The sequence below is a fragment of the Pseudomonas frederiksbergensis genome, from assembly GCF_003732275.1.
Lineage (GTDB): Bacteria > Pseudomonadota > Gammaproteobacteria > Pseudomonadales > Pseudomonadaceae > Aquipseudomonas > Aquipseudomonas frederiksbergensis_H.
This window is the reverse complement of the sequence record NZ_MOBM01000039.1, coordinates 460,821-480,954: the sequence shown is the minus strand read 5'-3', so window position 1 is coordinate 480,954 and position 20,134 is coordinate 460,821. Positions and strand designations below refer to the sequence as shown.

Genomic DNA, 20,134 nt, shown 5'->3' with positions numbered 1-20,134 from the left:
AGCGAGACATGAATGATCCGAAAGTAGAAGCGAAGTACGAATCCATCCTGCTGCGGGTGCTGTGGATGATTGTCTATGTGCTGGTCTGGCAAGTGGCGCAATTGATCCTAGGTGCGGTGGTGTTGGTGCAGCTGATCTATCGTTTGATTTATGGCGCACCGAGCGCCAGCCTGATGAACTTCGGTGACAGCCTGAGCCAGTTTCTGGCGCAGATCGGTCGTTTCGGCAGCTTTCACAGCGACCAGAAGCCCTGGCCGTTCGCCGACTGGCCGACGCCGCGTACACCGGAAGGTGAAGCTCCGCACGTTGTGGCGCCAGCACCGCATCCGGCCCGAGATGAGGAGCCAAAACTATGAAACTCTGGGTATTGCGTCATGGCGAAGCCGAACCTCACGGTACTCGTCCGGACTCCGAGCGGGCATTGACCGTCAAGGGGCGTGAAGAGGTGTTGCGCACGGCCGCCCAATTGATCGGCAAGCCGCTCACCGCCATTTATGCCAGTCCTTTCCTGCGAGCGCAGGAGACGGCCTTGCTGGTGCGTGAGGCGCTGGGGTTCGAGCCAGAGATCCGCACCGTCGAATGGCTGACCCCGGATACTGATCCGGACAAGGTGGCGGAGCAGCTTGTATCGGTGAGTGATGTGCTGCTGGTCAGTCACAATCCGCTGGTGGGCAACCTGCTGAGCTATCTGCAGCACGGCGCCGGCTATCCACCGGAAAAGGTCAGCACCGCCGGCCTGGCCGAGCTTGAGAACAATGAACTGCTGATCGGGGCGATGAAGCTCAACGGCATCAAACACCCATAGTTCCCGACGAACCCGGGCTAATGTGGGAGCGGGCTTGCTCGCGAAGGCGGTGTGTCAGGCAACAATGGTGTCGACTGATACTCCCTCTTCGCGAGCAAGCCCGCTCCCACAGGTTTAGTGTCGCTCCTGATTTTTTTGTGTGAAATAGTCAACCAAGCACTTGCTTGGTTGACTACGCTTGCTCCAGACAAAAAATAAAGGAGCAAGTCGCATGTCTGCTGCTTCCCGTTTGCCATTGGACGCCTTCTACGAGCGTGAAGCCCGTCATCCCCGCCAACGCTTTCTGGTCCAGCCAACGGGAGGCGGCCAGGTCGAGACGCTGACCTGGGCCGACGTCGGCCATCAGGCGCGCTGGGCCGCCCACTGGCTGCGGGCTCGCGAATTGCCACAAGGCAGCCACATCGCGCTGATCTCGAAAAACTGCGCCCACTGGATCATCGCCGACCTGGCGATCTGGATGGCCGGGCATGTCTCGGTACCGCTTTATCCCAATCTGACCGCCGATTCCGTGGCCCAGGTGCTCGATCATTCTGAAGCCGCGCTGGCATTCATTGGCAAGCTGGATGACTGGCCGGCCATGTCCGCCGGGGTCAGCCCCGATCTGCCGACCATCAGCCTGCCGCTGTGCCCGGCCGGCACCTTCGATTTCAGCTGGGCCGATCTGCAACGCAGTTCGCCAATTCAAGACGACCCCAAGCCCGCCGCCGATCAACTGGCGACCATCATCTACACCTCCGGCACCACGGGCCAGCCCAAAGGCGTGATGCACAGCTTCGCCACCTTGGGATTTGCCACCACCCGTGGCACGCAGCTGTTCGGCCTTAATGAGTCGGATCGCCTGTTGTCCTACCTGCCGTTGTGCCATGTCGCCGAACGGATGTTCGTCGAGCTGGCGTCGATCTACACCGGGCAAACCGTGTTCTTCGCCGAGAGCCTCGATACCTTTCTCACTGATTTAAAACGTGCCCGGCCCACCGCGCTGTTCGGCGTGCCGCGGATCTGGACCAAATTCCAGATGGGCGTCTACAGCAAAATTCCGGCAAAACGCCTCGACTTCCTGCTCGGCTTGCCCTTCATCGGCAAACGGGTAGGACACAAAGTCCTCGCCGGGCTGGGGCTGGACGCCTTGCGCATCGCCTTGTCTGGCGCGGCGCCAGTGCCGCAGACCTTGCTGCTCTGGTACCGCAAGCTGGGACTGGATGTGCTGGAGGTGTACGGCATGACCGAAAGCTGCGGTTATTCCCACATCGGCCTGCCGGGTCAGAACAAACCTGGCTGGATCGGCAAGCCATGCCCGGAAGTCGAAGTGCGCATTGAACCGTCAGGTGAAGTATTGGTGCGCAGCGGCGCGACCATGCTCGGCTATTTCAAGGAACCTGAGAAAACCGCCGAAGCCATCACCAAGGACGGTTTCTTGCGCACCGGTGACAAGGGCGAGGAAGACGCCGAAGGCAACCTGCGCCTCACCGGGCGCCTGAAGGAAATCTTCAAAACCAGCAAAGGCAAATACGTTGCCCCGGCACCGATTGAAAATCGCCTGGCGGTGCATGCGCGGATCGAACAAGTGTGCGTGGTTGGCGATGGGCTGAGCGCACCACTGGGGTTGTGCGTGTTGTCGGTGGTCGGTCAGCAGGACGCGAAAGGATCGGCCCGGGCGGGTTTGCATTCAAGCCTGGAAAAACTGCTGGAGGAGGTCAACGGCGTCCTCGACAGGCATGAGCGCTTGCGTCGATTGGTGGTGGTCAAGGACAGTTGGGCGGTGGAAAACGGCTTCCTGACACCGACCCTGAAGATCAAGCGCAACATGATCGAAGCGGCTTACGGTCCTCGGTTTGCAGAATGGAGCGAGCGCAGCGAGGCGGTGCTGTGGCAGGATTGAGCCATGAACAACTCCAACAAAGGAACGTAACGATGAGTCTGTGGCGCACCACTCCCAACGTCGAGCAGTTGAACGCGATCCAGAAAAACACCATCGGCGAAGTGCTGGATATTCGCTTCGAAGCATTCGATGACGAGTCCCTGACCGCGAGCATGGTCATCGACCATCGCACGCACCAGCCCTATGGTTTGCTGCACGGCGGCGCCTCCGTGGTGCTGGCCGAAACCGTTGGCTCGATGGCCAGTTACCTGTGCATCGACGCCAGCAAGTTTTATTGCGTGGGCCTGGAAATCAACGCCAACCATTTGCGCGGCCTGCGCAGTGGGCGGGTGACGGCGGTGGCCAAGGCGATTCACATCGGGCGCACCACGCATGTCTGGGACATCCGCCTGACCAGCGATGAGGGCAAGGCCAGTTGCGTGTCGCGGCTGACCATGGCAGTGGTGCCGTTGGGGGAGAATCCGCCGGCGCGTTGATTCATGATCGAGGCAAAGATTTATGGCCAGCGAATTTTTGTGGCGAGGGAGCTTGCTCCCGCTGGGTCGCGAAGCGGCCCCAATCCGGAATACATCGCTCTCTGGTCATACCGCATTCGCCGGTTTTGCGGCTGCTGCGCAACCGAGCGCGAGCAAGCTCGCTCGCCACAAGATTTTCAGTGAATACTGAATGGTCATAGCCCTGACCCGACTGTCATCATTCCTGTCAGTTACGGTCATTGCTGTAGGACCCGGTCTTACGGACAATCAACCCCCGTTCTCGCTCATGGATTTGCAGGTATGTCGCAACAGATATTTTTCGCCCACGCCAATGGCTTTCCTTCGGGGACCTACGGCAAGTTGTTCGCGGCGCTGGCGCCCGAGTATCAGGTGACGCATCTGGAGCAGCACGCCCACGACCCGCGTTTTCCGGCGGATGACAACTGGAACAATCTGGTGGATGAGCTGATTCATCACCTCAAGCAACAGCCTGAACCGGTCTGGGGCGTCGGTCATTCCTTTGGCGGTGTGCTGCACTTGCACGCCGCCTTGCGTTGCCCTGAGTTGTATCGTGGCGTGGTGATGCTCGACTCCCCGGTACTGACCCGCGGCGATCAATGGGTGATCCGTGCCGCCAAACGCTTCGGTTTCATCGATCGCCTGACCCCGGCCGGCCGTACGTTGGGACGACGGGAAGAGTTTGCCGATCTGGACGCGGCCCGATTGTATTTCGCCGGTAAAACCCTGTTTCGTGGCTTCGATCCGGAATGCTTCGACGCCTATCTTCAATATGGTTTGCAAAAGGTCGGCGACAAACTGCGCCTGCGTTTCGACCCGGCCACGGAAATCAGCATCTACCGCGGTGTGCCCCACACCAGCCCCGGTCGCGCACGGCAGTTGAAAGTGCCGCTGGCGGTGGTTCGCGGGCACAAGAGCCGCGTGGTGATGCGCCATCACGCCCGTTCCGTCGGGCGCATGCCCTTGGGTGAGTCCTTGACCATGCCCGGCGGCCATATGTTTCCCCTCGAACGTCCACAAGACACGGCCACGCTGCTGAAGAATCTGTTCAGTCGCTGGGCAGGTCGCAGCCAACAGGATTGCGCATGAGCAGCGTCGTTGAAGAAGTTCGCCTGAGCCTGCCGCATATCGAGTTGGCGGCGCACTTGTTCGGTCCCGAGGACGGCTTGCCGGTGATCGCTTTGCACGGCTGGCTGGACAACGCCAACAGCTTTGCCCGGCTGGCGCCCAAGCTCAAAGGCTTGCGTATCATCGCGCTGGACATGGCCGGGCATGGTCATTCGGGGCATCGGCCGAACGGCGCCGGTTACGCGCTGTGGGACTACGCCCACGATGTGCTGCAAGTGGCCGAGCAGTTGGGGTGGAAACGTTTTGCGCTGCTGGGGCATTCCCTGGGGGCGATCGTCTCGCTGGTGCTGGCCGGTTCGTTGCCGGAGCGGGTGACTCATCTGGCCTTGATCGACGGCATCATTCCTCCTACAGACAAAGGCGAAAACGCCGCCGAGCGCATGGGCATGGCCCTGCAAGCACAGCTGGATCTGCGGGAAAAACGCAAACCGGTCTACAGCACCCTCGACCGCGCCATCGAGGCACGAATGAAAGGCTTGGTGGCGGTCAGTCGCGAAGCCGCCGAACTGCTGGCCCAGCGCGGCTTGATGCCGGTGCCGGGCGGCTATACCTGGCGCACCGACAACCGCCTGACCCTTCCATCACCGCTACGTCTGACCACTGAACAGGCGATGGCCTTCGTCCAGCGTGTCAATTGTCCTGCACACCTGGTGGTCGCAGCTGACGGCATGCTCGCCAAACATCCCGAGTTGCTGGAACGTCTACCCTTTAGCCGTGAACAGTTGCCTGGTGGGCATCATTTGCACCTGAATGACGAACCCGGTGCCGACCTTGTCGCAGACTGTTTCAATCGGTTCTTCGCCGTTCCTTGACTTGCGCCCGGCAACTGTCGAGGCTGGGCGGGTTGAAATGGGAGACAACCATGATAGATCTGTACACCGCTGCGACCCCGAATGGCCACAAGGTCTCTATCGTGCTCGAGGAACTCGGCCTGCCCTATACGGTGCATGCCTTGAGTTTCGACAAAAAGGAACAGAAGTCCCCGGACTTCCTCAAGATCAACCCCAATGGCCGGATTCCGGCCATTGTCGACCGTGCCAATGGCGATTTCGCCGTGTTCGAGTCCGGCGCGATCCTGATTTACCTCGCCGAGATAGCCGGCAAACTGCTGCCTCAGGACCCCAAGGGGCGCTCGGTGGTGTTGCAGTGGCTGATGTTCCAGATGGGCGGAATCGGGCCGATGCAGGGCCAGGCCAACGTGTTTTTCCGCTATTTCCCGGAAAAACTCCAGGGCGCCATCGACCGTTATCAACACGAAACCCGGCGCCTGTATGAAGTGCTCGACACGCGTCTGCAAGCCGTAGAGTTTCTGGCGGGCGAATACAGCATTGCCGACATCGCCACTTATCCGTGGGTCCGTGGCCATGAATGGTCCGGTGTCGCGGTGGATGGCTTGTCAGCCCTGCAGCGCTGGATGGCGACCATGGAGGCACGCCCAGCGGTACAGCGCGGTTTACTGGTGCCCGAGCGCATCGATGACGACAGTGTCATCAAGGGTGCCCAGGCCATGCTGATTCGATGAGTCTATCCATGCGTTCACTCACTCTGCTGGCGCTATATTGTTGCAGTCCTCTTTTATTTGCCGCTGATATCCCTGGCAGCCAGGACTTGCCGATCGTGCCGCGTATGGCCGATGCGCAGATCGTCGACTATCGCCCGGCTGTCGAGCTTGAGCGGATCTACCCGCTGGGTTCTATCCGCAAGATCAGCGGTCAGTTGCGCTTTGACGGCCAAGTCTCCGCCCGGGGTCAAACCACCTCGGTGACCTACGAATTGCCACCGGAGCATTCCTCTACCGATGCCTTCACCGCCGCTCGCGAAGCCTTGCAAAAGCGGGGCGCCGAGCTGTTGTTCTGGTGCCAGGCCCGGGATTGCGGCGAAAGCAGCCTGTGGGCCAATGAAGTCTTCAGCAATGCCAAGTTGTATGGCGCCGATAATCAGCAGGCCTATTTGTTGCTGCGTCTGGCGGCCCCTCAAGACAACACGCTGGTGGCGCTTTACAGCATCACGCGTGGCAATCGCAGGGCTTATCTGCACGTCGAACAGTTCGATGCTGCTGCACCATTGGGCGATTTGCTGCCAACTTCCGCGACCTTGCTGCGCCAGCTCAAGAGCACCGGTGAACTTGATTTCCCCAAACTCGACGGCAACCCTGACGACACCTGGCTGCGTTTGATTTCCCGAGGCCTGAATCTGGACACCACATTGCGCGTCAATGTTTCGGGGCCCAATGCTGAAGCCTGGCGCCAGGCGCTGATCGGCCAGGGCGTACGGTCGGCACGGATGGAGACCGGCAACGTCGAAGGCTCTGGCTTGCACTTTGAGCTGTTGCGATAAGCTTCATTGGGCGAGCGTGTTCCGCGCGTTCGCCTACTCTTTGCTGACTCACTTTTCTTGAGACTTTACATGCCCAATAACGATCGGCTGTTGGTGCAGATTCTGCTCCTGGTGCTGTTTGGCGCGAGCTTCTGGGTAATGGCGCCGTTCTGGTCGGCGCTGTTCTGGGGCGCGGTGCTGGCGTTTGCCAGTTGGCCGCTGATGCGTTTGTTGACCCGCTGGCTCAATGGCCGTGAATCCCTGGCGGCGCTGTTACTGACGCTGGGCTGGATGTTGCTGGTGGCGGCACCGTTGGTGTGGCTGGGTTTCAACCTGGCGGACCATGTACGCGATGCCACGGTGTTCATCAAGGATGTGCAAGTCGACGGTCTGCCTGAAGCACCGACCTGGCTGGGCAGTATTCCCTTGGTCGGCGAGCGGTTGGTGGGTATCTGGAACAGCATCGATCAGCAAGGCGCAGCGATGATGCTGGCGATCAAGCCTTATCTGGGGCAGGTCGGTAACTGGTTGCTGGCGCGCAGTGCACAGATCGGCGGTGGCATCCTTGAGCTGACGCTGAGTATTGTCTTTGTGTTCTTTTTCTACCGGGACGGTCCGCGGTTGGCGGTGTTTGTCCATGGGTTGCTGGAGCGACTGATTGGTGATCGCGCGGGATATTACATAGACCTGGTGGCGGGCACGGTGCAGCGGGTGGTCAACGGGGTGATCGGCACCGCGGCGGCTCAGGCTGTGCTGGCGTTGATCGGCTTCCTGATTGCCGGCGTGCCCGGCGCGTTGGTGCTGGGGATTGTGACGTTTTTGCTGAGTCTGATTCCGATGGGGCCGCCGTTGGTGTGGATTCCGGCCACGGCGTGGTTGGCCTGGAAGGGGGAGTACGGTATGGCGGTGTTCCTCGGGATCTGGGGGACGTTCATCATCAGTGGGGTCGACAACGTGCTTAAGCCGTACCTGATCAGTCGGGGCGGGAACTTGCCGTTGGTGATTGTGTTGCTTGGGGTGTTTGGCGGGTTGATTGCATTTGGGTTTATCGGTCTGTTCATCGGCCCGACGTTGTTGGCCGTGGCTTATAGCCTGTTGACCGATTGGAGCAAGAGTCAGGCTCGGGTCGAGGATCGCCGGCCCTGAGGCGCTGGCACTGAACACGTTGGCGCGAGCTGAACGATGACGCGGTGTATCGGCCTTGCGACTCACATCGGCTCCGGCGGCCCAATCAGTCTGCCCATCACCCCAAACAACCCCAGCTCCCGAATCGCTTCCAGTTCCCCCTGCGTCTCCACCATCTCGGCAATCAACGGCAAATCAATGCTGTTGGTCGCCCGGAAAATCGCCTCGATGAACAGTCGTTTGTCGGTCTGTTCATCGATACCCCGAATGTAGGCTCCGTCGATCTTCAGGTAAGCCAGCCCTAACTGCGTCAAGTTACCGATCTGGCTGAAGCTGCCGCCGAAGTGCTGCAGCCCGATGCGATAACCAGTGTTGAGCAGGCTGTGGCTCAGACGTTGCAATTCTTCGGGGGGCGGCAGTTGGCGTTCGTCGATTTCCAGGGTCAGCAGCGGCGCCAGTTCCGGCAGTGACTCAAGTATGTCGCAGATCAGTTTGAGCTGGGTCTGATCGCGCAGGGTGCTGCCGGACAGGCTCAGTGCGAGCGGCCAACGGTTGGCGGCCAGATATTCGAGAGTGGTTTCGAGCATCGCCAGGTCGAATCGCGCTGACCAGCCAAGGCGCTCGATCCACGGTAGAAAATGCCCGGCGGCAATTGCCTCGCCCTGCGGGTCGAACAGGCGTGCGAGGACTTTGTGATGCAGCACCTGGCTGGTGTCGGCGCATTGCACCACCGGTTGAAAGTACAGCTGCAACTTGCCCTCGGTCAGCGCGTCGTCGATCCAGCTGCGCCAGTCGTGTTGGGACTGATTTGGCGCGGTATCGGAATGGGCCAAGTGTATCCACGGTCGCTCGGGGTGTTGTCGAGCCTGGGTCAGCGCTTGATCGAGGCGCAGCAGCACGTCGCTCGCCGGTTCGCCGGGGCGGTAGGCGACGACGCCCAGGTGCGCCACGGGCATGCAATCGCTGGTGCCGGTAAGGCGCAGGTTTTCCAGGGTGGCGCTGATTTCGGAGGCGAGGCGTGCGGCATCTGTGCTGCCCAGGCCCGGTGTCAGCAGGCTGAATTCTCCGCCTCGATTGCGCGCCGCGAGCCAGGTGCGACGTTCCGGTGGTTGCGTCAGGCGCTTGAACAGTTCGCCGACCGTGCTAATCAAGGCATCGGTGCGCTGGCCACCCAGGCGCTGATTGAGGCCGATCAGGTCGTTGATCCGCAACATCAGCAAGTGGCCGTCACTGCTTTGTTCGCAGACCAGCAAATGGTCGGCCAGTTGTTCATCCAGCAAACGCCGGTTGGCGAGGCCCGTCAGGCTGTCCTGATAGGATTCGATCCGCAGCTTTTCGCTGCGAGCCGCTTCTTCGGCGAACAGCGCTTTGAGCTTCTCGACCATCTGGTTCATAGCCAGCACCACGCGTTTGAGTTCCGGCGTGCGCGGCAGTTTCGGCAAGCTGCGGAACTCGCGTCTGCTGATGGCTTCAGCCTGTTTGACCATTCTGTCGAGCGGGCGCAATTGCCGGCGCAATAGCCAGCCCCCAAACACGGCGCTGAGCAGTCCACAAATCAGCAACCAGATCAGGCTGCCGAGGGTACTGTCCCAGAGTTTGGCCAAGGCAAACTGCGGATTGCTCAACACTTCGACCCGCGCCGTTTGCTCCCAGCCACGCATGATCAGTGCATCGCCACCCTGTGGGCGCAGGTTCACCAGGCTGATGAACCAGCCGGGAACACCCTCGATTTGCGCCGATGTGCTGCGTTCCACCAGCACCCGTTCATCCACAATATTGACGACCCGAATGCTGCTGAAATAACCACTGTCGAAAATCGAGCTGACCATCAATTCGATCATCGCCGGGTCGTCGATCTGCGCGGTCAATGAAAGGCCCAGCGCCGTGGCGGCGTCCTGGGCGTGGGAGCGCAACTGACCGAGCATCTGTTCGCGAGAGCTTTCCAGGCTGACAAAAAAACTGCCGCCGAAGGCCACCAGCAAGAACAGGCAAATGGCGAGAAACAACTGTTTGCGCAGCGACATAAAATGCTCCTTGCAATAGCGGCTAGCCTTCGCCCACGGCGAACCCTTCAAATTGCATCTTTTTCAACACCTCTTGCCAGCGCGACAGTTTTTTCGAGTCGCTGCTGCGTTTGCCGCCATTGGCGCCCGGCAAGTACAGGCCTTCGGCGTTGAAGGCGTACACCGGTAGCAGATCGTTGCGTTGGGAGGCGGGACGGATTTCGTCGATCAGGTTGTCCAGCACCAGCGGCTCGGCCGTGGGGCTGCCGTAGAAGGTCAACACCATATGCGCCTGGTTCTGGGTCAGGGCCTTGACGTAGGTAATGCGTAGTTTCTCACTGGGAATCCCGAGGTGACGCAGGCTGAAATATTTTGCCAGGGCGTAGTCCTCGCAGTCGGCGGCACCCTTGATCAAGGATTCGACGGGCGTGGCCCAGTAATCGGCCTGACGCCAGATACGCGTGTCGTCCTGAAAGCTCAGTTGTTGATTGAAAAAGCGATTGACCGCGTTCAGTTGTTCGCGCTCAGGCTGGTTGCGTTCGCTTTGCAGCATTTGACTCCAGGCCTCGATCCGTCCCCGGGCCAGGCCAAGGGGGCCGTAGCGTTTTTCGGCCGTTTGCAGAATCTGCGCAAAGTCCCAGTCAGCCCGGACACTGCCCAATCCTGCCAGTAGAAAACTCGTCAGCAGCAGCCATCCGCCGAACCGAAGTCGGAGCGTTGACCATCCTGGACTACGCGGACTGCGGGACATGTCTGGCTGCTCGGGTGCAGATGTCTGAAGTCTAGGCGGTGTTTACGATGAGGGAGGGCAGGTCGTCGGCCTACAAAGCAAAAGATCGCAGCCTGCGGCAGCTCCTACACCGACCGGGTACACCCTCAAAGGTATGGATGTACTCGATTGCGTAGGAGCTGCCGCAGGCTGCGATCTTTACCGCAAACGCTTGAGTTTCAAGACTTGCGCAGCGTCTTCTGCCGAAGAATGTAAACCGTCACTAATACCGCGCTGGTCAGCATGAACGCACGCGCCCACGGCAGGGGCACCAGATAGCAGGAAAGCAGGATGCTCGCCCACATCAAACCGATGGCGTAGACCTTGCCCTTGAGGGGAATGCCATTGCCGCTCAGGTAGTCGCGAACCCACGGTCCAAGCCGTGGATGTTCAACCAGCCAATGATAGAACCGCGGCGAGCTGCGGGCGAAACAGGCGGCCGCCAGCAACAGGAACGGTGTGGTGGGCAGCACCGGCAGGAAAATCCCGATGACCCCCAGCGCTACGCTCAGCCAGCCGATGGCCAGCAGCACGTAGCGCAACATCAGGGGGCGGTTGCCTATGGGGTTGTCCATAGGCAATACCTTAGTGGTGACGTGGCTTGAGAATCGCCGGTTTTTCGTCTGGCGCCTGGCACAGCAGGTACAGCGCGGTCAGGGCTTCCGGGATCTGCACGATCATGTCGTCCATCAGGTTGGCGTCTTTGGCGATGTCTTCGAACTCTGGCTGTTCGTCGAACAGACCGGAACCGACCATGATCGGCAGCAGCATTTCGCTGACTTCGTCTTCGGCGGTTTCGAACCAGGCGGCTTCGCGCAGGAATACGCCTTCCATGAAACCGATGCACCAGCCGCGCAGGTCGGAGTCATCCGGCTCTTCGCCCAGGTCGAGGTCGCATGGCAGCTCGAACTCTTCGTCGGACGCCAGTTGGCGGGCGATGTGCGCCTTGAGCAGCAGCAGAGTGGATTCGATCGCTTCACGCTCGGTGTCGTCGGCGTAATGCGGCTCTTCGGCGAACAGCGCGTCGATCCATTCACGGTCGGGAACGCTTTCGGAGCAGATTGACAGCGCGGTGAGGTAGCCGTGGGCGGCCACGTAGTCCAGCGCCTCGTCATGCAGCTCGTCGGCGTCGAGGAAGACTTGCAGGCGGGTTAGTTGCTCAGCGAAGGACATTAAAGGGCTACCTTGGGGAATATACGATGCGGGAATTCTAGGCCTTCTTGAGCGCTCAGGCCAGCCGCGCGGTGTATTTGCCCCTTTGCAGGCATGCGGAACACCGCATTCCCTGTGGGAGCGAGCCTGCTCGCGATAACGACATAACATTCAATATCAAAATTGACTGGCCCACCGCTATCGCGAGCAGGCTCGCTCCCACAAGTTGGCTTTGGTATGTCTTATCAGCGGCGCCCTTTGCCGGACAGGCGTCGGGTATACTCGCGCGTTTTGTGATGCCCTGCTGGCGTCACGGCTGAAATGTGCAGCGTCATGCAATGCGCACTTACGATTTGTCGGTGCAGCTTTCATGATTCTGAACCAGCCTTGCAGGGATGTTTCGGTGATTTTTGGAGTTTTTATGCTCGAACAGGCTCAACGCGTTCTCAAGGACATCTTCGGCTACGACAGTTTCCGTGGCCGTCAGGGTGCAATCATTGAGCGCGTGGCCAGTGGCGGCGACGCCTTGGTGCTGATGCCTACCGGTGGCGGCAAGTCCTTGTGCTTCCAGGTGCCGGCACTGCTGCGCGAAGGCCTGGCGGTGGTGGTGTCGCCGTTGATCGCGCTGATGGATGATCAGGTCGCCACCCTCGAAGAGCTGGGCGTCGCGGCGGCGGCGTTGAACTCCACGTTGAGCGCTGAGCAACAGCGTGATCTGGCGGCGCGAATCAAGCGTGGTGAGGTGAAAATGCTCTACCTGGCGCCCGAGCGCCTGGTTCAGCCGCGCATGCTGGCCTTCCTGCAAAGCCTTGAAATCGCCCTGTTCGCCATCGACGAAGCGCATTGCGTGTCCCAATGGGGTCACGATTTCCGCCGCGAATACCTGCAATTGGGCCAATTGGCTGAATTGTTCCCCAACGTTCCGCGCATCGCCCTGACCGCGACGGCCGACAAGCGCACCCGGGAAGAAATCGTCGATCGTCTGCATTTGCAGGATGCCGAGCGTTTCCTCTCGAGTTTCGACCGCCCCAATATTTTCTATCGCATCGTGCCCAAGGAACAGCCGCGCAAGCAGTTGCTGGCGTTCCTCGCCGAGCGGCGCAGCGATGCCGGTATCGTTTACTGCCTGTCGCGCAAAAAGGTTGATGAAGTGGCGGTGTTCCTCAGCGAGCAAGGTTTCCCGGCGCTGCCGTACCACGCCGGTCTGCCCAACGACACGCGAGCCCATCACCAGAAGCGCTTCCTCAACGAGGAAGGCCTGATCATGGTTGCCACCGTGGCGTTCGGCATGGGCATCGACAAGCCTAACGTACGTTTTGTCGCGCACCTCGATTTGCCAAAGTCACTTGAGGCCTACTACCAGGAAACCGGTCGCGGCGGTCGTGATGGCCTGCCGGCGGATGCCTGGATGGCGTACGGCCTGCAAGACGTGGTGATGCTCAAGCAGATGTTGCAAAACTCCGAAGGTGACGAGCGCCACAAGCGTCTGGAACAGCACAAACTCGACGCCATGCTCTCGCTCTGCGAAGAAACCCGCTGCCGCCGCCAGACCCTGCTCGCGTACTTCGACGAAGACATGCCCGAGCCGTGCGGTCACTGCGACAACTGCGTCGACGGCGTGCAAACCTGGGACGCCACCGAGCCGGCCCGTCAGGCGCTGTCGGCGATCTACCGCACAGGTCAGCGTTATGGCGTCGGTCATCTGGTCGACGTGCTGCTAGGCAAGGACAACGAAAAGGTCCGCAGCTTCGGTCATCAGCATTTGTCGGTGTACGGCGTAGGTAAAGCGATGGGGGAGAGCGAATGGCGCTCCTTGTTCCGACAGCTTGTTGCCCGTGGTCTGGCCGACATTGACCTCGAAGGCTACGGTGGGCTACGCCTGAGCGATACCTGCCGACCGCTGCTCAAGGGCGAAGTGACGCTGGAACTGCGCCGCGACCTCAAGCCGCAAACCACCGCCAAAAGCAGCAAGAGCCAGGCCAGCCAACTGGTTCGCGGTGAAGAGCGCGAACAGTGGGAAGCCTTGCGTGCCCTGCGCCGCAAACTGGCCGAAGAGCATGGCGTGCCGCCGTACGTCATCTTCCCCGACTCGACACTGCTGGAAATGCTCCGCAGCCAGCCGACCTCGCTGGCGGAAATGGCCACGGTCAGTGGCGTTGGTGCGCGCAAGCTGGAGCGTTACGGCGAGGCTTTCCTCGAAGTGCTCGGCGGTCAGGTCGAGGCGCCGAAAGTAGTGGCCGATGTGCGCCACGAGCTGATCACCCTGGCCCGGGCCGGCATGACACCACTGCAGATCGCCGGTCAGCTGCAATGCTCGGAAAAGAACGTCTACGCGATGCTCGCCGAGGCGATCGGCAAGCAGCAGTTGTCGCTTGAGCAGGCGCTGGACCTGCCGGAAGAGTTGATGGGCGAAGTCCAGGATGCGTTCCTCGACGGCGAAGGCGAACTGCCGCCGGTTTCAGAAATTGCTGCGCTGTTCGCAGGGAGAGTTCCTGAAGGTGTTTTGTATTGCGTTCGTGCCGCTCTGCAGTCGGAATTTGAAGTCTGAGTGACCTGCGGCACAGATGTAACGATTCAGTACAGAGCAAGCCTTGCCTATAGCCAAAGGTCATGCTTAGCTGACTAATAATTAGTTTTTCTCTATTTCAGTCTAATCATGAGTGTTTTATGCCGTTAACCGATCAACACCGCTTTGGCATGCAACTGGCCCAGATGTCTCGGGGCTGGCGTGCCGAACTGGACCGCCGACTGGCTGGCCTGGGCCTGTCCCAGGCGCGCTGGCTGGTGCTGCTGCACCTGGCGCGATTCGATGATGCCCCCACCCAGCGTGAACTGGCGCAGAGCGTTGGCGTCGAAGGGCCCACCCTGGCTCGACTGCTCGACAGCCTGGAAAGTCAGGGCCTGGTGCAACGCCAATCCGTGCTGGAAGACCGTCGGGCGAAAAAAATCGTCCTGTGTGCCCCGGCCCGGCCCTTGATCGAACAAATTGAAACCATCGCCACTCAATTGCGCCACGAACTGTTCGAAGGTGTCGATGAGGCGGATTTAAAGGTCTGTATGCGAGTCCACGGGCACATTCTGGCCAACCTGGAAAAATCTTGAGGCACAACCACGCGCCGGACTTTTGAGATACCCCGTTGGGCAGGCTATAAAGAACTACTAGGCAATATCGTGTTCGTACCGGATGTGCGAATACGTACAGGTTGGTTCTGGTTATCTAAGGGATGCTCATGCTCGAGAGTTGGCACGTTGTATTGCGGTGTTGCACCAGGCTGCTGCTGGTCGGTGGTGCCGTCACTTACTCGGCATTGACCCCTGCGCTGGGGTTGGGCGAGATCACCCAGCATTCGGCGTTGAATCAGCCATTCAATGCCGACATCGCCCTGGTGGACGCTGGTGGTCTGGAAGAGGGCGAGCTATCGGTCAGCCTGGCGACGGCGGACGAGTTCAGTCGCGCCGGCATCGAACGGGTGTTCTTCCTCAACAACCTGAAGTTCACACCGATCCTGCGGGGCAACCGCAGCCTGATCCGGGTGACTTCCAGCAAACCGGTCAAGGAACCCTTCCTGAATTTTCTGGTGCAGCTTAATCAGCCCAACGGGCGTTTGCTGCACGAGTACACAGTGCTGATCGATCCGCCGGGTTCGCCGGGCATTGTTCCCGTCAAAGACGAGCCCGAGCCGAGCCCTCAGTCTTCCGCGTTCCCGTCCGTCGAACCGGCTGTTGCACCGCCACCTGCTGCGAAGGGGGCGGCGCCCAAGCCTGATGTCGATAAACCAGCTGCCGCGCCTGCGAATGATGCTGTTGCCGAACAACTGGCTGCCAGCGTTTTGCAAAACCAGCAGTTGCAAAAGACTATCGATGAACTCAATGCGAAGCTTCAGGCTCAGGATGAGCAGATCGCCGGCCAGAAAAAGCAGGTGATCGAGCTGCAAACCCAATTGGCGGAAATCAAACAGGCATCGGTGCCGCCGGTTGCGCCTGAGGTGACGCCGCCGGCCCCGGCGATTGTCGAGACGTCCGAGACCACCCAATGGCCGCTGATCATTGGGTTGCTGGCAGTGGTGGCATTGGCGTTGCTCGGTGTATTCATTCGCCGTCAACGACAGCAGGTTCAGGCTGAGGTCCAGTCCGAGCCGTTACCCGTGCTGCCGTCACGTCATGAACCGGTGCTCAATCGCACGGCAGAACCGATCAAGCCGGCGTCTCAGCCGCAACCGCTAGCCGGTTCGGCCGAAGAGACTGCCGCAGGCGACGTGCTGGAAGGGGTCGGTATCTATCTGGCGTATGGCCGTTTGTCCGAGGCGGCCGGTTTGTTGCGAGACGCGTTGGTCAGGGAACCCCAGCGCACCGATCTGGCCGTGCAGCTGTTGGAAGTCCTCGGCAAACAGGGCGACGTGCAAGCCTATGACGCGCAGGAAAGCAGCCTGCGAGACGCCGGGTTCGATGCACAGCAACTTCAGGACATCCGCGCCCGCCATCCGAAGCTGATCAGCGCCGCACCGGTGGTCGTCGCCGCGGCGGTGGCGCCGCCCGTGCCTGCAATCCCTGAAGCGGCACCGAGCGATGAGTTCCAGTTGAACCTCGATGACCTGTCGATGGATTCGAATTGGGACCTGATCAGCCCCTTCGATAACTCATCATCCAGCGCTAAACCGTCGAATGAGCCAGCGCAGGTAGACGAATCCGGGTTCACTTCGAACCTGCATGTGTTGCCCGATGTTTTCGAATTGCCCGAGGAGCCAACGCTGGACGAGCCCGAGCTTGAGTGGATCGCCGAACCTGACGCTCAGTCTCTGGACGAGACCTTTCTCAACGAGTTCAGCGATCCTGCCCAACCGCTGGAGCTTGAGCCGCTGAATGCCGAATTGATGGATCTTGAGCCGGCCGGGCCGAGCAGCGCGGGTAAACTCGAACAGGCTCAGACCTGCATCGACGACGGTGATCTGGACAGCGCCATCGAGCTGCTTAACGAGTTACTCAAGGAAGGCGACGAACCGCTCAAGGAGACGGCCCGGACTCTGTTGGCCGGTATCCGCTAGGAAAGTCTTGGAGATCTAGTGTGGGAGCGGGCTTGCTCGCGAAGCAGACGATGCGGTTTATCAGAAAAACCGCGTCATCGTTCTTCGCGAGCAAGCCCGCTTCCACATTTTTATAGAGGATACCTGTAGAGGGTGTTCGCTTTGGAACGTCTGCGCGGCGGTAGTAAACACCGCGCATCAGGCTGACGTTCTGATTTTCGGTCGCGGGGCTTCGACGGCCTGCACGATCAAGGGGAAGAGGCACAGCAACAGACAGGACTGCAAACGGCGCATCATGGATCTCGGGGCGAGCGATAAGGCGGCTATTATAGCGACGCCCTCTGGCACAGGAGTTTTGCCAATCATGACCGCACGTAAACCGGAAATCGTCATCACCTACTGCACGCAATGCCAATGGCTGTTGCGCGCGGCCTGGCTGGCCCAGGAACTGCTCAGCACCTTCGGTGATGACTTGGGCAAAGTGTCTCTGGTGCCGGGCACCGGCGGGGTATTTCACATTTTCTGTGACGATGTGCAGCTGTGGGAGCGCAAGGCCGACGGCGGTTTTCCCGAGGCCAAGGTGCTCAAGCAGCGGGTCCGCGATCAGATCGATCCGGACCGCGACCTGGGCCACAACGACCGCACTCAGTGAGACGCAGTTTCTGCCGCCACGGCGTTCTTGCTTGAACTGCCGGATAGTCGGCTGGAGACCACGATAGCCACGATGATCAGTGCGCCGCCGATCAGCATGCGCAGGGTCGGGTTTTCATCGAACAGCAGCCAGGCCAGGGTGATGCCGTAAACCGGCTCCAGAGCAAACACCACTGACGCAGTACGGGCTTTGATCACCGCCAGGCTGGCGACGAACAGGCTGTGGGCGACGCCGGTGCAGAACACCCCGAGCAGGCCGATCCACAGCCAGTCGATGGCGCGCACTTCGCTCAATTGCGGCACCGCCACCGACAGCAGGCAGATCGCAACCACCACGTTCTGACACAGTGCCGCCTGCACCGGCGGGATTCGTCCGGAGCTGGCGCGGTTAGTCAGGGACAGCAGGGCGAACAGCAAGCCGGAAGCCACCGCCCATAACAGGCCAGTGGTGGCGCCACTGGCCAGATCGAAATCCGGCGTGACCAGTACCAATCCAATACTGACCAGCACCACCAGCAGGATTTCGTTGGCGCGGATGCGCTCGCGGAAGATCAGCCCTTCGAGGATTACGGTAAACGCCGGGAAACTGGCAAAGCCCAGGGTCGCAATTGCCACACCGGCCACCTTCACCGCGATGAAGAAACTCACCCAGTGCCCGGTCAGCAGCAAGCCGCTGAGCAGCAGGCGGCGCAGGTCCGCGGCGTCGAGTTTCTGCCAACGGGTATTGCTGGCGAACCGTGCGAAAAACGCCAGGGCGAGGACGGCAAACGCGGCACGGCCGAACACGATGATGGCCGGCGAGGCGGCGGCGAGTTTGCCGAACACGCCGGTCAGGCCGAACATCAGTGCACCGATATGCAGAGCGCCAAGGGCGGTACGGGGAGTCATTGCAATCCTTGATAAACGTATCGAATCCGGCCGACAACCGTCGACCCCTGTAGGCGCTGCCGAAGGCTGCGATCTGTTGATCCTGCTTTTGGAGATCAAGGTCAAAAGATCGCAGCCTTCGGCAGCTCCTACATTGAATCGTGCTGAGCCGGTTAAGTCTGTCGCCAGACTCGCGTCATTTGTCGCCAGCCTCGCGCCGCATTTTTCCGGGTGAGAAACCGAACTCGCGCAATACTGCGGCGGCGAACGCGCTCTGCGAGCTGTAGCCGACCCGACAGGCGATCTCGCCAATGGGCAACGCTGAATCGCGCAACAGGCCCACGGCAATGTGCAGCCGACGACTGCGAATGTAGTCCATCGGCGTTTGCCCGCATTCCGCCACGAACCGTGCGTGCAACCGAGCGCTGGACAGGCCGGCGATGCGCGCCAGATCGGCGACTTGCAGTGGATAGGCCGCGTATTGATCGATGTGCGCATTCAGCGCCGCATAAGGCAGACGCCGGCCGCCCACGCTGTCGGGTTTGGCGTTGTTCAGGCTGGCCAGCAACAGCACCGCGCCTTGCTGGGCGATCAGCGGATCACTGATCTGGCTGCCCGCCAGCCAACTCACCAGTTGGCTTTGCCCGGCGTCCAGCGACAGGCGCCCGGCGTTGTCGAGCAAGCGGCGGCTGGCTTCGGCGTGATCGCCAAGGGACTGCGAGACCCACTGATCGCTCGGCACATCCAGCACCAGGCAACGACTGCCATGGGCGCTGTCGCAGGCATGATGCGCCCCCGACGGCACGACCACGAAACTCTGCTGAACCACCTGACTGCCACGCCCCTCGACCTCGAAATCCAGCGCGCCTGACAGCCCGAACACCAGTTGTGCGTGGTCGTGACTGTGGACGATCAGATCTTGGGTGTATTGGCGGAGGGTGAGGATCGGTCTCATCGCAGGTCTCCCGGGGACAGGTCGCCAGTCTACACCGGCACTCGCGGACTCACTGTCACGACACTGACTTGTTTGTGTCACTGACTGTTAACGGCGCCGGCGCAAGCTCGCAAAAAATATCGCAGAGGTTGCCCATGACCAGCGCCGAGCTCGCCAAACCCAGCCGTAAGCAACGTGTGCGGACCTTGTGGATTTCCGATGTGCATTTGGGCACCCGGGACTGCCAGGCCGAACACCTGTCGCAGTTTCTCAAGGGCTACCACACCGACAAGATTTACCTGGTCGGCGACATCATCGACGGCTGGAAACTGCGCAGCGGCATGTATTGGCCGCAGGCGCACACCAATGTGATCCGTCGCCTGCTGACCATGAGCAAGCGCGGCACGGAAGTGATCTACGTCACCGGCAACCATGACGAATTCCTGCGCCGTTATTCGAAGCTGATGCTGGGCAACATCCAACTGGTGGACGAAGCCGTGCATGTGACCGCCGATGGCCGTCATTTGTTGGTGATTCACGGCGACCAGTTCGACGTAATTACCCGCTATCACCGCTGGCTGGCCTTTCTCGGCGATTCGGCTTACGAATTCACCCTGACGCTCAACCGCTGGCTCAACCATTGGCGTGCCCGTTATGGCTACGGCTACTGGTCGCTGTCGGCGTACCTCAAGCATAAGGTCAAAACCGCCGTCAGCTTTATCAGCGATTTTGAAGAAGCCATCGCCCACGAATGCGTCAAACGCGAGTTGCACGGGGTGGTGTGCGGGCACATTCACCATGCCGAGATTCGCAAGGTTGGCGGGGTGGATTACCTCAATTGCGGGGATTGGGTGGAGTCATGCACGGCGCTGATCGAGCATTGGGACGGTACGATCGAGTTGTATCGATTGGCCGATGCTCAGGCGCGGGAGGCCGAGTTGAAGGCGGTGAAGGTCGCAGAGCCTGCATAAAAGACAAAGCAAAATCAAA

Annotated in this window: 20 protein-coding genes; 14 read left to right on the top strand and 6 right to left on the bottom strand. The window is 60.3% G+C overall.

Annotation, left to right across the window (positions count from 1 at the left end):
* The first annotated feature begins 8 nt into the window (after nt 1–8).
* From BK662_RS28305 to BK662_RS28260, 9 genes are all read left to right on the top strand, one after another.
* Nucleotides 9–356, top strand: a complete 348-nt coding sequence (locus BK662_RS28305; protein WP_052966905.1) for a DUF4389 domain-containing protein — start codon at nt 9–11, stop codon at nt 354–356.
* Nucleotides 353–805 (top strand): phosphohistidine phosphatase SixA, encoded by a 453-nt coding sequence (sixA, locus tag BK662_RS28300; RefSeq protein WP_123360279.1) that lies wholly within the window; start codon nt 353–355, stop codon nt 803–805. Before BK662_RS28305 ends, sixA begins: the two co-directional genes overlap by 4 nt.
* 211 nt (nt 806–1,016) lie before the next feature.
* Nucleotides 1,017–2,684, top strand: a complete 1,668-nt coding sequence (locus BK662_RS28290) for an AMP-binding protein (protein ID WP_123360278.1) — start codon at nt 1,017–1,019, stop codon at nt 2,682–2,684.
* 32 nt (nt 2,685–2,716) lie between these two features.
* Nucleotides 2,717–3,160 (top strand): hotdog fold thioesterase, encoded by a 444-nt coding sequence (locus BK662_RS28285; protein WP_123360277.1) that lies wholly within the window; start codon nt 2,717–2,719, stop codon nt 3,158–3,160.
* Between the two features lie 300 nt (nt 3,161–3,460).
* Nucleotides 3,461–4,267, top strand: coding sequence for an alpha/beta fold hydrolase (locus BK662_RS28280; RefSeq protein WP_123360276.1), 807 nt, complete (start codon nt 3,461–3,463; stop codon nt 4,265–4,267).
* Nucleotides 4,264–5,118: an alpha/beta hydrolase gene (locus tag BK662_RS28275; RefSeq protein ID WP_123360275.1), complete on the top strand. Its 855-nt coding sequence runs from the start codon at nt 4,264–4,266 to the stop codon at nt 5,116–5,118. The genes BK662_RS28280 and BK662_RS28275 overlap by 4 nt, the downstream gene beginning before the upstream one ends.
* A gap of 50 nt (nt 5,119–5,168) precedes the next feature.
* A complete protein-coding gene (locus BK662_RS28270; RefSeq protein WP_123360274.1) occupies nt 5,169–5,828 on the top strand; it encodes a glutathione S-transferase family protein in 660 nt (219 codons plus the stop codon).
* An 8-nt stretch (nt 5,829–5,836) separates the two neighbouring features.
* A complete protein-coding gene (locus tag BK662_RS28265; protein WP_123360273.1) occupies nt 5,837–6,643 on the top strand; it encodes a DUF4892 domain-containing protein in 807 nt (268 codons plus the stop codon).
* A gap of 69 nt (nt 6,644–6,712) precedes the next feature.
* The gene (locus BK662_RS28260) at nt 6,713–7,768 is read left to right on the top strand and encodes an AI-2E family transporter (RefSeq protein WP_123360272.1); all 1,056 of its coding nucleotides are present in this window, start codon (nt 6,713–6,715) and stop codon (nt 7,766–7,768) included.
* A 62-nt stretch (nt 7,769–7,830) separates the two neighbouring features.
* On the opposite strand, the gene lapD is transcribed toward BK662_RS28260, so the two are convergent.
* The 4 genes from lapD to BK662_RS28240 all read right to left on the bottom strand — a co-directional run bounded on the left by lapD (nt 7,831) and on the right by BK662_RS28240 (nt 11,692).
* On the bottom strand, nt 7,831–9,771 hold the full coding sequence (lapD, locus tag BK662_RS28255; RefSeq protein ID WP_123360271.1) for a cyclic di-GMP receptor LapD: 1,941 nt from the start codon (nt 9,769–9,771) through the stop codon (nt 7,831–7,833).
* Nucleotides 9,772–9,793: 22 nt separating this feature from the next.
* Nucleotides 9,794–10,501: a cysteine protease LapG gene (gene lapG, locus BK662_RS28250; RefSeq protein WP_123360270.1), complete on the bottom strand. Its 708-nt coding sequence runs from the start codon at nt 10,499–10,501 to the stop codon at nt 9,794–9,796.
* Nucleotides 10,502–10,698: 197 nt separating this feature from the next.
* Complete coding sequence (locus BK662_RS28245; RefSeq protein WP_123360269.1) at nt 10,699–11,094, bottom strand: YbaN family protein; 396 nt, start codon at nt 11,092–11,094, stop codon at nt 10,699–10,701.
* Between the two features lie 10 nt (nt 11,095–11,104).
* Nucleotides 11,105–11,692 (bottom strand): UPF0149 family protein, encoded by a 588-nt coding sequence (locus BK662_RS28240; RefSeq protein WP_038979493.1) that lies wholly within the window; start codon nt 11,690–11,692, stop codon nt 11,105–11,107.
* 400 nt (nt 11,693–12,092) lie between these two features.
* On the opposite strand from BK662_RS28240, the gene recQ reads away from it, so the two are divergent.
* The 4 genes from recQ to BK662_RS28215 all read left to right on the top strand — a co-directional run bounded on the left by recQ (nt 12,093) and on the right by BK662_RS28215 (nt 17,344).
* Entirely contained in the window at nt 12,093–14,219 is a 2,127-nt protein-coding gene (gene recQ, locus BK662_RS28235; protein ID WP_008010974.1) for a DNA helicase RecQ, read from the top strand.
* A gap of 119 nt (nt 14,220–14,338) precedes the next feature.
* The gene (locus BK662_RS28230) at nt 14,339–14,773 is read left to right on the top strand and encodes a MarR family transcriptional regulator (protein WP_007895007.1); all 435 of its coding nucleotides are present in this window, start codon (nt 14,339–14,341) and stop codon (nt 14,771–14,773) included.
* Between the two features lie 128 nt (nt 14,774–14,901).
* Nucleotides 14,902–16,713 (top strand): motility hub landmark protein FimV, encoded by a 1,812-nt coding sequence (locus tag BK662_RS28225; protein WP_123360730.1) that lies wholly within the window; start codon nt 14,902–14,904, stop codon nt 16,711–16,713.
* A 343-nt stretch (nt 16,714–17,056) separates the two neighbouring features.
* Nucleotides 17,057–17,344, top strand: coding sequence for an Rdx family protein (locus BK662_RS28215; RefSeq protein WP_007895010.1), 288 nt, complete (start codon nt 17,057–17,059; stop codon nt 17,342–17,344).
* Here BK662_RS28215 and BK662_RS28210 read toward each other — a convergent pair.
* Both BK662_RS28210 and BK662_RS28200 read right to left on the bottom strand, forming a co-directional pair.
* Nucleotides 17,338–18,231 (bottom strand): DMT family transporter, encoded by an 894-nt coding sequence (locus tag BK662_RS28210; protein WP_123360267.1) that lies wholly within the window; start codon nt 18,229–18,231, stop codon nt 17,338–17,340. The genes BK662_RS28215 and BK662_RS28210 overlap by 7 nt on opposite strands.
* Before the next feature lie 175 nt (nt 18,232–18,406).
* Nucleotides 18,407–19,165, bottom strand: coding sequence for a helix-turn-helix transcriptional regulator (locus tag BK662_RS28200; protein WP_123360266.1), 759 nt, complete (start codon nt 19,163–19,165; stop codon nt 18,407–18,409).
* Nucleotides 19,166–19,299: 134 nt separating this feature from the next.
* Between BK662_RS28200 and BK662_RS28195 the strand changes: the two genes are divergently transcribed.
* Nucleotides 19,300–20,115 carry a UDP-2,3-diacylglucosamine diphosphatase gene (locus BK662_RS28195; protein ID WP_123360265.1) on the top strand — a complete coding sequence of 272 codons (816 nt, stop codon included), beginning with the start codon at nt 19,300–19,302 and terminating at the stop codon, nt 20,113–20,115.
* Nucleotides 20,116–20,134 lie beyond the last annotated feature (19 nt).